Consider the following 9,846-nt stretch of genomic DNA (forward strand, 5'->3'; position numbering starts at 1 on the left):
CGGTCTCCCGCCCGCAAGCGCGGGCGCTCGCCGAAGGATGACGACAGCAGGGGGGCACCTGCCCCCGGGATGACGACAGCCGGGGGGCACGGTTTGACGGTCTCGATAATTCCATTATCGTGGAAATATGGAATCAGAAGTCGCGATCCCGGCCTTCGCGGCCCTGGCCCAGGCGACGCGGCTGGACGCGTTCCGGCGGCTGGTGGCGCATGGGCCCGAGGGCATGGCCGCCGGGGAGCTGGCCGACCGGCTGGGTGTGCCGGCCAATACGCTGTCGGCGCATTTGAATGTATTGGCGCGGGCCGGGCTGGTCAGTTCGGAACGCCGCAGCCGCTCGATCCTGTACCGGGCCAATATCGACCAGGTGCGGGCCCTGGTGCTGTTTCTGGTGGCCGACTGCTGTGGCGGCGAGGCCGGGCGGTGCGCGCCGGCGCTGGCCGATCTTTTGCCCGACTGCGTCTGAGAGAGTCATGGACTTCATCATCTATCACAATCCCGCCTGCGGCACCTCGCGCAACACCCTGGCCCTGATCCGCCATGCCGGGATCGAGCCGCACGTGATCGAGTATCTGAAGACACCGCCGGACCGGGCCATGGTGAGACAGCTGGCCGCGCGCATGGGGCTGACGATCCGGGACCTGCTGCGCGAAAAGGGCACGCCCTTCGCCGAGCTGGGGCTGGACGATCCGGCCCTGACCGACGAGGCTTTGCTGGACGCCATCGCGGCCCATCCGGTGCTGTTGAACCGGCCGATCGTGGTCGCCCCGGCCGGGGTGCGGCTGTGTCGGCCGTGCGAGGTCGTGCTGGACCTGCTGCCCGACGGACCACTGGCCCCCTTCGCCAAGGAGGACGGCGCGGTCGTCATCGATGCCGCCGGCCGGCGGGTGAGGCGATGACCGCCGAATCGCCGCCCCGGCGCCTGTCCTTCCTCGATCGCGGCCTGACGCTGTGGATCTTCATGGCCATGGCGCTGGGCGTCACCCTGGGCACGCTGGTGCCCGGCCTGCCCACCGCCCTCGACAGCCTGTCCATCGGCTCGACCAATATCCCGATCGCCATCGGCCTGATCCTGATGATGTATCCGCCGCTGGCGAAGGTGAAATACGAGGCCCTGCCGCGCGTGTTCGCCGACAGACGCGTGCTGGCCCTGTCCCTGTTCCAGAACTGGGTGCTGGGTCCGGTGCTGATGTTCGCCCTGGCGGTGATCTTCCTGCGCGACCAGCCGGAATACATGACCGGGGTGATCCTGATCGGCCTGGCCCGCTGTATCGCCATGGTGCTGGTGTGGAACCAGCTGGCGCGTGGCGACAATGACTATGTCGCCGGTCTGGTCGCCTTCAACTCGATCTTCCAGATCCTGTTCTTCAGCCTGTACGCCTGGCTGTTCCTGACGGTGCTGCCGCCGCTGTTCGGCCTGCAGGCCAGTGTGGTCGACGTCAGCGTGTGGACGATCGCCGGGGCCGTGCTGGTCTATCTGGGGCTGCCGTTCCTGGCGGGGTTCGTGACCCGGCGGGTACTGATCGCCCGGCGCGGGTCCGACTGGTACGAGACCCGGTTCCTGCCGCGCATCGGGCCGATCACCCTGATCGCCCTGCTGTTCACCATCGTCGCCATGTTCAGCCTCAAGGGCGGCGAGGTGGTGGCCCTGCCGCTCGACGCCCTGCGGATTGCCATTCCGCTGACGATCTATTTCTTCGTCATGTTCGTGGTCAGCTTCCTGATGGGGCGGCTGATCGCAACCGACTATCCGCGCACCACCGCCCTGGCCTTCACCGCCGCGTCGAACAATTTCGAACTGGCCATCGCCGTGGCCATCGCGGCCTTCGGCCTGGCGTCACCGGTCGCCTTCGCCGCCGTTATCGGCCCGCTGGTCGAGGTGCCGGTGCTGATCCTGCTGGTGTCGGTGGCCCTGTGGCTGGGGCGGCGCTTCTTCCCGGCCACGGCCCCGGCTGTCGAACCGAAATAGGCCGTCCGATCAGGCCCGGACGGCCCCGCGGGCGGCGTCGATACCAAGGGTGACCAGGGCGCTGGCGGCGATCTGCTGGGCGTTGAGGCCGGCGGTCGTATACATGGCCATCGGACTGTCCTGATCCTGGAAGACGTCGGGCAGGCACAGGGTGCGGACCTTGAGTCCGGCGTCGAGTGCGCCCTTTTCGGCCAGCAGCTGGAGCACGAAGGCCCCGAAGCCGCCCATGGCCCCCTCCTCCACCGTGATCAGGGCCTCATGCTCGCGGGCCAGACGCAGGATCATATCGGCGTCCAGCGGCTTGGCGAAGCGGGCGTCGGCCACGGTGGCCGAGACACCGCGCGCCGCCAGCAGGTCGGCGGCCTTCAACGCCTCCTCCAGTCGGGTACCCAGCGACAGGATGGCCACGGCCGTACCCTCGCGGACGATGCGGCCGCGGCCGATCTCCAGCGGGGCGGCCAGGTCGGGGATCTCGACCCCCACGCCCTCGCCACGCGGATAGCGGAAGGCGCTGGGGCGGTCGTCGATCTCGAGACTGGTGGCGATCATGGCGGCCAGTTCGGCCTCGTCGGCGGCGGCCATCAGCACCATGCCGGGCAGGGCCCCCATGAAGCCGATGTCGAACGAACCGGCGTGGGTGGCCCCGTCGGCCCCGACCAGGCCGGCCCGGTCCATGGCGAATCGCACCGGCAGTTTCTGGATGGCCACGTCGTGGACGACCTGGTCATAGCCGCGCTGCAGGAAGGTCGAATAGATGGCGCAGAAGGGCTTCATCCCGTCGGCGGCCAGGCCGGCGGCGAAGGTCACCGCGTGCTGCTCGGCGATGCCGACGTCATAGGTGCGGTCAGGGAAGACCTGGCCGAACAGGTCCAGGCCGGTGCCCGAGGGCATGGCGGCGGTGATGGCCACGATCGACGGGTCCAGTTGGGCCCGCTTGATCAGCTCGGTGCCGAACACCTTGGTGTAGCTGGGGGCGTTGGAGACGGATTTGGACTGTTTGCCCGACACCACGTCGAACTTCGCCACCGCGTGGAGCTTGTCGGCGCTGGATTCGGCCGGGGCATAGCCCTTGCCCTTTTGCGTGACGACATGGACCAGCACCGGCCGGTCGTCGATGGCGGCGGCGTTCTTCAGGATCGGCACCAGGTTGTCGAGGTCGTGACCGTCGATCGGGCCGATGTAGTAGAAGCCCAGCTCCTCGAAGAAGGTGCCGCCGACGATCATGCCGCGGGCATATTCCTCGGCCTTGCGCGCGGCGTTGCGGAACGGGCGCGGCAGGTGTTCGGCGACCGATTTTCCGAAGCGGCGGAAATTGCGATAGGTGCCGCCCGAGACCTGTTTGGCCAGATAGGCGCTCATCCCGCCGACCGGCGGGGCGATCGACATGTCGTTGTCGTTGAGGATGACGACCAGCTGTTTGGTGGTCTCGGCGGCGTTGTTCATCGCCTCATAGGCCATGCCGGCCGACATCGAGCCGTCGCCGATCACGGCAACGACCTTGTTGGTGTCGCCCTTCTGGTCGCGGGCGGCGCAGAAGCCGAGGGCGGCGCTGATCGAGGTCGAGGCGTGGGCCGCGCCGAACGGGTCGTATTCGCTCTCGCTGCGTTTGGTGAAGCCGCTGAGGCCGCCGGGCTGGCGCAGGGTGCGGATACGGTCGCGCCGGCCGGTCAGGATCTTGTGCGGATAGCACTGGTGACCGACGTCCCAGATCAGGATGTCCTTCGGGGTTTCAAAGACATGGTGCAGGGCGACCGTCAGTTCGACCACGCCCAGACCGGCCCCCAGATGGCCGCCGGTGACCGAGACGGCATCGATGGTCTCGGCGCGCAGCTCGTCGGCCAGTTGCCGCAGCCGTGGCGCATCGAAGGCGCGCATATCGGCGGGAACATGGACGGTATCGAGCAGCGGCGTATCTGGCATTCGGGGACCCTGGACCCAGGAAAGACTATCTACCAACCCGCCTTAGACCATTTCGCTGCGGGTCAGGTCGACTCCCGTTGAAAAATCCGTGCAGGAACGGTGCATCCAGCACGGACAACCGGCCCCGGCGAGGGGGCACGGTGTCGCTGCCGGCGGGGATTTCAGGTCCGGCGCTTCAGCACATAGTCGACGCTGGCCTTGAGGATTTCGGCGTCGTGGCCGAACACGTCCAGATGGGCGCGGGCCTGGTCGGCGAGGTGGGCGACCCGGAGACGGGCCGCGTCGACGCCCAGCAGGGTGACGAAATTGGTCTTGCCGCGCGCCGCGTCCTTGCCGCCGGCGGCCTTGCCCAGCAGGTCCTCGTCGCCCTCGACATCCAGCAGGTCGTCGACGATCTGGTAGGCCAGGCCGATGTCGTGGGCGAAACTGGTCAGGGCCTGACGGTGGTGGTCGCGGGCCCGGGCGATGATCAGCGGGATCTCGAAGGCATAGGCGAACAGGGCCCCGGTCTTGAGCCGTTGCATCCGGGCGACGCCACCCAGATCGTCGCGCACGCCCAGCAGGTCGATCATCTGCCCCCCGGCCATGCCGCGCGCGCCCGAGGCCAGCGACAGCCGCGCCGCCAGTTCGCAGCGGATGGCCGGGTCCTCATGGGTGTCCTCGTGCAGGACGATGTCGAAGGCGGCGGTCTGCAGGGCGTCACCGGCAAGGACGGCGGTGGCCTCGTCATAGGCCCGGTGCAGGGTCGGGCGGCCGCGGCGGATGTCGTCGTCGTCCATACAGGGCAGATCGTCGTGGACGAGGCTGTAGGCGTGGACGCACTCGAGAGCGCAGGCGGCGCGCAGCACCGGCCGTTCCTCGATGTCGAACAGATTGGCCGCCTCCAGCGCGAAGAAGGGCCGCAGCCGCTTGCCGGGGCCCAGCGCCGCATAGCGCATGGCCTCGGTCAGCCGAATCTCGGGGCCGTCGGCGCGGGGCAGCAGTTCATCGAGGGCGACGGTGACCAGGTCGGCGACCTCGGCCACCCGGTCGATGACCGTCTGCTCGCACGAGTTGGCGGCGCAGGGGATGACGGGCGGGTGTTTCAGAACAGCCTCCCGCCGACAGGGGTCTCGCGGTCGACCCCGACCAGCACCACCTCGCCGTCGGCATCGGGGAAGCCCAGGGTCAGGACCTCGGACATGAAGGGGCCGATCTGGCGCGGGGCGAAATTGACCACGGCGGCGACCTTGCGCCCGACCAGCTGGTCCGGGGTGTAGTGGCGGGTGATCTGGGCCGAGGATTTGCGCACGCCGATATCGGGGCCGAAATCGATGGTCAGTTTGAACGCGGGCTTGCGCGCCTCGGGAAAGGGGTCGGCGGCGATGACCTGACCGACGCGGATATCGACCTTCAGGAAGTCATCAAAGGCGATGCGGTCAGTGACCGGCGCGGCGGTCATCAGCCGAACTCGGCCGGTTCGCTGCCCTTCGCCTGGCCGTCGGGACCGACGACGATCTTCTCGACGCGCAGCTGGGCGGCCTTGAGCCGGCCCTCGCAATGCGACTTCAGGCGGGCCCCCTCCTCATAGAGGGTGATCGATTCCTCGAGCGGGGCCTGGCCCGATTCAAGGCGGGAGACGATCGATTCCAGCCGGGCGAGGGCGTCCTCGAAGCTGAGATCGGCGGGGATGGCGGCTGTGTCGGTCATCGGTTCGTTCTACAGGACGCGGCGGGCGCGCCAACCCTCGGAACGGCTGTCCCGGGACTCAGGCCTTCTCGTAACGCCGCTGGGACCAGTATTTGAAGCCCTGGTTGTGCACCAGACGCCAGCCGTCGGCCTTCAGCCGCGTGCCGACCATATGGTTGAAATAGCCGTGGGCGAAGACCAGCACATCCTCGCCGGTCGCGGCGCGGGCGATCAGGGTGCGGGCGGCCATTTCGGCGCGGGCCTCGGCCTGGCGGCGGGTTTCCTGCCCGTCGTGGTGGTTGAACACATGCCACCAGAAGCGGGCGACCACGCCCCAGTATCTGGGCGGCAGGCGGAACCACTCGGGCAGTTTCGGCGGCGGCAGGGGGGCTTCGATGAACAGGGCGTCGACCATGACCTCGCGCCCGCCGGAGACGGCGGCGGCGGTTTCCCGGGCGCGGGCGCGGGTCGAGGCATAGATGGCCCCGGCTCCCTGGGCGGCGACGATCAGGGCCGGTGGCGGGGTCTGGCCGGCCAGCAGGCCGCCGACCTCATAGCGGGCCCACCAGTCGCGGTACTGGCTGGCCGAGATCAGGCATTTGCGTGACAGGGCCGGCTCGCCGTGACGGGCCAGGATAATGGCCCCCGGACGGGCCGGGACGGCGACGGCGACCGGCGGGGTCAGCGGCGCGGGCCGCGGACGGGCGGGGTCGATGTCAGGCTGGGAAGCGGTCATGGCTACAGGGGGCGGGCGTGAAGGCGTTACGCCGTAAGCTGTCCCTAATCCTCCCCCAGAGCCTGAACATGGGCAACCGCGGAACGGCCCAGCCCTTCAAGGTCGTAACCGCCCTCGAGCGAGGACACAACCTTGCCGGCGCATGTGCGGCGGGCGACCTCAAGCACGGCGCGGGTGGCCCAGGCGAAGTCGTCCGCTTCAAGCGACTGATGGGCCAGCGGATCACGGCGGTGGGCGTCGAACCCGGCCGAGATCAGGATCAGGTCCGGGGCGAAGGCTTCGAGGGTCGGCATCAGGCTTTCGGCGAAGGCCGACCGCCATGATTCGCGCGCGGCATGGGGGGCGACGGGCGCGTTGACGATATTGCCGACCCCGGTTTCTGACGCCGCGCCGGTGCCCGGGTAGAGGGGCGACTGGTGGATCGAGGCGAGGAACAGGCTCGCGTCGTTCTGGAAGGCCGCCTGGGTGCCGTTGCCGTGGTGGACGTCGAAATCGACCACGGCAACGCGGGCAAATCCCTCGGATTGCGCGACGCGGGCGGCGACAGCGACGCTGGAAAACAGGCAGAAACCCATGGGCTGGTCCGGCTCGGCATGGTGGCCGGGCGGACGCACGGCGGCGAAGGCACGATCCATGTCGCCGCGGGCCACGGCGCGGACGGCGTCGATCACCGCCCCGGCGGCGAGGCGGGCGGCGCGAACACTGCCCGGCGACAGGACCGTATCGGCGTCGAGGGCAGCCAGTCCCTGCGTCGGGGCGGCGGCGAGGATACGGGCGACGTGGGCGGCCGGGTGCAGCCGTTCCAGATCGGCGACACTGGCCTCGGTCGCGGCGCGGCGGTCGCGGTCAAGCCCGGCGTCGGCCAGCGCATCAAGCACCGCCTGCAGCCGCTCGGGCCGTTCAGGGTGGCCGACCCCCGGCCGGTGGTCGATCATGTCGGGATGGGTGAACAGGGCGACGCTCATGGGGTGAGATTACGCATCCTCGAACGCAAACAACACCCGATCATCCCGGCGAAGGCCGCGATGATCGGAATTGGGGTTGAGTCGCGAGGGCCATGGGTCAAAACCAGGCCATGACCGAACCGCTGATCCGCCCGGCCCGCCCCGACGACGCCCCGGCCCTGTCGACGCTGGGCCGGGCCACCTTCATCGAGACCTTCGTCGAGGGGTTCGCCATCCCCTATCCGCCGGCCGAGCTGGAGCCCTTCCTGCGGGCGTCGTTCGGGCTGGAGACGACCACGGCGCGGCTGGCCGATCCGACCGAGGCCTGGTGGGTGGCCGAGGTCGACGGGGCCGTTGTGGCCTTCGCCACCACCGGGCCCAACGCCCTGCCCCATCCGGATGGACGCCCGTCCCACGCCGAGCTGAAACGGCTGTATGTGGCGAAATCGGCCCAGGGGCTGGGTCTGGGCACCCGGCTGCTGGCGGTGGCCCTGGACTGGATGGCCGCCAACGGTGACGGGGCCGAATGGATCGGGGTGTGGAGCGGCAATCTGAAGGCGCAGAAACTCTATGCCGCCCATGGCTTCGAAAAGGCCGGGGAGTATGAGTATCCCGTCGGCAGCTGGCGCGACCACGAGTTCATCCTGAGGCGCGGATAGGCTATGCTGGCGTCATGACCCGCGATGAACTGCTGACCAAGCTGCGCGACCTGAAGCCCTGGCTGGAAGAGCAGGGCATCGTCAATGTGCGCCTGTTCGGCAGCTATGCCCGCGATGAGGCCGGGCCGGACAGCGACGTGGACCTGCTGGTGGAGATGACCCGACCGCTGGGCTTCAGATTTTTCGGCATCGAGGAAGATCTTTCGAAGGCCTTGGGTGCCAGGGTGGAAATGGGCACCGCCCGGGCCATGACCCCGCGCGTTCGGCTGCACGCTGAAAGCTATGCCATTGCTGTCTGAACGGGATGACGATCTGGCGCTGTTGGACGTCATGATCGAAGCGCTGGACAAGGTCGCGCGTTACACGGCCGAGGTGACCGCCGACCAGTTTCTGGCGAGCACGCTGGTGCAGGATGCCGTGGCGCTGAACTTTCTGGTCGTGGGCGAATGCGCCAACCAACTTAGCAATGACGCCAAAATGCAGGCTGGAGATGCTCCATGGCCCAGGATCATCTCGCTACGTAACCGGATCGCGCACGGGTATCAGTTCGTTGATCGCCTGACGATTTTCGGTTTGGCGATAGAAGATGCCGACGTACTCCGAGCCACCCTCGGTGCCTTGCGTACCGAGCTGGAAGCGAACTGATGCGCTTCCTCCTCCTTGCCGGCAAAGGTCGCCGGGCACCATTTCGCCATATTTTGGCTCCCCTGGTGGGCGTTGGCGCAGCGTTCGCTTGCGGCTGTGCATCGGCCCAAACACGGTCGGAGTGGGTGATCGTGGCCAGCAACGCCGAAGCCGCCCTGGGGATCGACCGGCACTCTGTGACTCGTGACGGAGATGCAGCGACCGCGTCTATCCTGATGGGCACGTTTGGCCTCGAAACCTTCGAGGACGGGTCCAAAGTCCAATACTATCTCAGCCGGGAGATGTTCCGGTGTGACGTCCGGACAAGAAGCGAGCTTGAGGTCAGGATGTTCGGATCGGCGGCGGACCTTATCGGTGTCATTCCGTCGCTTGAAATTGACCGCCCGGTGCGTCCGGGGTCCATCTATAACGACATATTGATCGCCGCCTGCGATGGCGAGACGGGGCTGGGCGGCCGGGGATTCATCGAACCGCGGAGCGCTATCGAAGCCGAACGCCAGAGGCGATTCCGCGACGGACTGCCGGTCGAAGACTGATGCTGCTGCCCTTCTTCACTGCCCTGCGAGATGCGCGCGTACCGGTCTCGATGAAGGAATGGCTCCACCTGATGGAGGCCATGGACAAGGACGTGGCCGGGCGCAAGGTCGACGACTTCTACCATCTGTCGCGGGCCCTGCTGGTCAAGGACGAGAAACACTATGACCGGTTCGACCAGGTGTTCGGCAAGGTGTTCGCCGGGGTCGAGACCGTCGGCGCGGGCGAGGACCTGACCACGGCCATTCCCGATGACTGGCTGAAGCTGCTGACCGAGAAATACCTCAGCGACGAGGACAGGGCCGCGATCGAGGCCATGGGCGGGTTCGACAAGCTGATGGAGACGCTGAAACAGCGGCTGGAGGAGCAGAAGGAGCGGCACGAGGGCGGGTCCAAATGGATCGGCACCGGCGGCACCAGTCCGTTCGGCCACGGCGGCTACAATCCCGAGGGGGTGCGCATCGGCGGACCGGGCAAACACGGCCGGGCGGTCAAGGTCTGGGAGAAGCGCGAATACCGCAATCTGGACGACACGGTCGAGCTGGGCACGCGCAACATCAAGGTGGCCCTGCGCCGGCTGCGGCGCTTCGCCCGCGAGGGCGCGGCCGAAGAACTGGACATGGACGCCACCATCGACGGCACGGCCAGACAGGGCTGGCTGGACATCCATATGCGGGCCGAACGGCGCAACACGATCAAGGTGCTGCTGTTCCTCGACATCGGCGGCTCGATGGATGGCCATGTGAAGCTGTGCGAGGAGCTGTTCTCGGCGGC

Annotated in this window: 14 protein-coding genes; 8 read left to right on the top strand and 6 right to left on the bottom strand. The window is 67.9% G+C overall.

The window, feature by feature from the left end:
* Nucleotides 1-127 precede the first annotated feature (127 nt).
* From PSV00_RS12475 to arsB, 3 genes are read left to right on the top strand one after another with little or no spacing between them, the layout of a single operon-like run.
* Nucleotides 128-463, top strand: coding sequence for a metalloregulator ArsR/SmtB family transcription factor (locus PSV00_RS12475; RefSeq protein ID WP_300447711.1), 336 nt, complete (start codon nucleotides 128-130; stop codon nucleotides 461-463).
* Nucleotides 464-470: 7 nt separating this feature from the next.
* Nucleotides 471-896: an arsenate reductase (glutaredoxin) gene (gene arsC, locus PSV00_RS12480; protein ID WP_300447714.1), complete on the top strand. Its 426-nt coding sequence runs from the start codon at nucleotides 471-473 to the stop codon at nucleotides 894-896.
* Nucleotides 893-1,966: an ACR3 family arsenite efflux transporter gene (arsB, locus tag PSV00_RS12485; protein ID WP_300447716.1), complete on the top strand. Its 1,074-nt coding sequence runs from the start codon at nucleotides 893-895 to the stop codon at nucleotides 1,964-1,966. Before arsC ends, arsB begins: the two co-directional genes overlap by 4 nt.
* A 9-nt stretch (nucleotides 1,967-1,975) precedes the next feature.
* Here arsB and dxs read toward each other — a convergent pair whose 3' ends face one another.
* From dxs to PSV00_RS12515, 6 genes are all read right to left on the bottom strand, one after another.
* Entirely contained in the window at nucleotides 1,976-3,886 is a 1,911-nt protein-coding gene (gene dxs / locus PSV00_RS12490; RefSeq protein WP_300447718.1) for a 1-deoxy-D-xylulose-5-phosphate synthase, read from the bottom strand.
* Nucleotides 3,887-4,047: 161 nt separating this feature from the next.
* Complete coding sequence (locus PSV00_RS12495) at nucleotides 4,048-4,920, bottom strand: farnesyl diphosphate synthase (RefSeq protein ID WP_300447737.1); 873 nt, start codon at nucleotides 4,918-4,920, stop codon at nucleotides 4,048-4,050.
* Nucleotides 4,921-4,970: 50 nt separating this feature from the next.
* Complete coding sequence (locus tag PSV00_RS12500; protein ID WP_300447720.1) at nucleotides 4,971-5,327, bottom strand: tRNA-binding protein; 357 nt, start codon at nucleotides 5,325-5,327, stop codon at nucleotides 4,971-4,973.
* Nucleotides 5,327-5,575 (bottom strand): exodeoxyribonuclease VII small subunit, encoded by a 249-nt coding sequence (locus PSV00_RS12505; protein WP_300447722.1) that lies wholly within the window; start codon nucleotides 5,573-5,575, stop codon nucleotides 5,327-5,329. The genes PSV00_RS12500 and PSV00_RS12505 overlap by 1 nt, the downstream gene beginning before the upstream one ends.
* Before the next feature lie 58 nt (nucleotides 5,576-5,633).
* The gene (locus PSV00_RS12510) at nucleotides 5,634-6,290 is read right to left on the bottom strand and encodes a histidine phosphatase family protein (protein ID WP_300447724.1); all 657 of its coding nucleotides are present in this window, start codon (nucleotides 6,288-6,290) and stop codon (nucleotides 5,634-5,636) included.
* A 44-nt stretch (nucleotides 6,291-6,334) separates the two neighbouring features.
* Complete coding sequence (locus tag PSV00_RS12515) at nucleotides 6,335-7,255, bottom strand: histone deacetylase family protein (protein WP_300447725.1); 921 nt, start codon at nucleotides 7,253-7,255, stop codon at nucleotides 6,335-6,337.
* 110 nt (nucleotides 7,256-7,365) lie between these two features.
* Between PSV00_RS12515 and PSV00_RS12520 the strand changes: the two genes are divergently transcribed.
* The 5 genes from PSV00_RS12520 to PSV00_RS12540 form a co-directional block, all read left to right on the top strand.
* Nucleotides 7,366-7,893 (top strand): GNAT family N-acetyltransferase, encoded by a 528-nt coding sequence (locus tag PSV00_RS12520; protein ID WP_300447727.1) that lies wholly within the window; start codon nucleotides 7,366-7,368, stop codon nucleotides 7,891-7,893.
* Nucleotides 7,894-7,907: 14 nt separating this feature from the next.
* Nucleotides 7,908-8,192, top strand: coding sequence for a nucleotidyltransferase family protein (locus PSV00_RS12525; RefSeq protein WP_300447729.1), 285 nt, complete (start codon nucleotides 7,908-7,910; stop codon nucleotides 8,190-8,192).
* Nucleotides 8,176-8,538: a HepT-like ribonuclease domain-containing protein gene (locus PSV00_RS12530; RefSeq protein ID WP_300447731.1), complete on the top strand. Its 363-nt coding sequence runs from the start codon at nucleotides 8,176-8,178 to the stop codon at nucleotides 8,536-8,538. Before PSV00_RS12525 ends, PSV00_RS12530 begins: the two co-directional genes overlap by 17 nt.
* Nucleotides 8,538-9,074, top strand: coding sequence for a surface-adhesin E family protein (locus PSV00_RS12535; protein WP_300447734.1), 537 nt, complete (start codon nucleotides 8,538-8,540; stop codon nucleotides 9,072-9,074). Before PSV00_RS12530 ends, PSV00_RS12535 begins: the two co-directional genes overlap by 1 nt.
* Nucleotides 9,074-9,846, top strand: a 773-nt coding sequence (locus PSV00_RS12540) for a VWA domain-containing protein (protein WP_300447736.1), incomplete at its 3' end; no start/stop codon positions are given. The genes PSV00_RS12535 and PSV00_RS12540, both read left to right, overlap by 1 nt.

This window comes from Brevundimonas sp. (genome assembly GCF_029945885.1).
Classification (GTDB): Bacteria; Pseudomonadota; Alphaproteobacteria; order Caulobacterales; family Caulobacteraceae; genus Brevundimonas.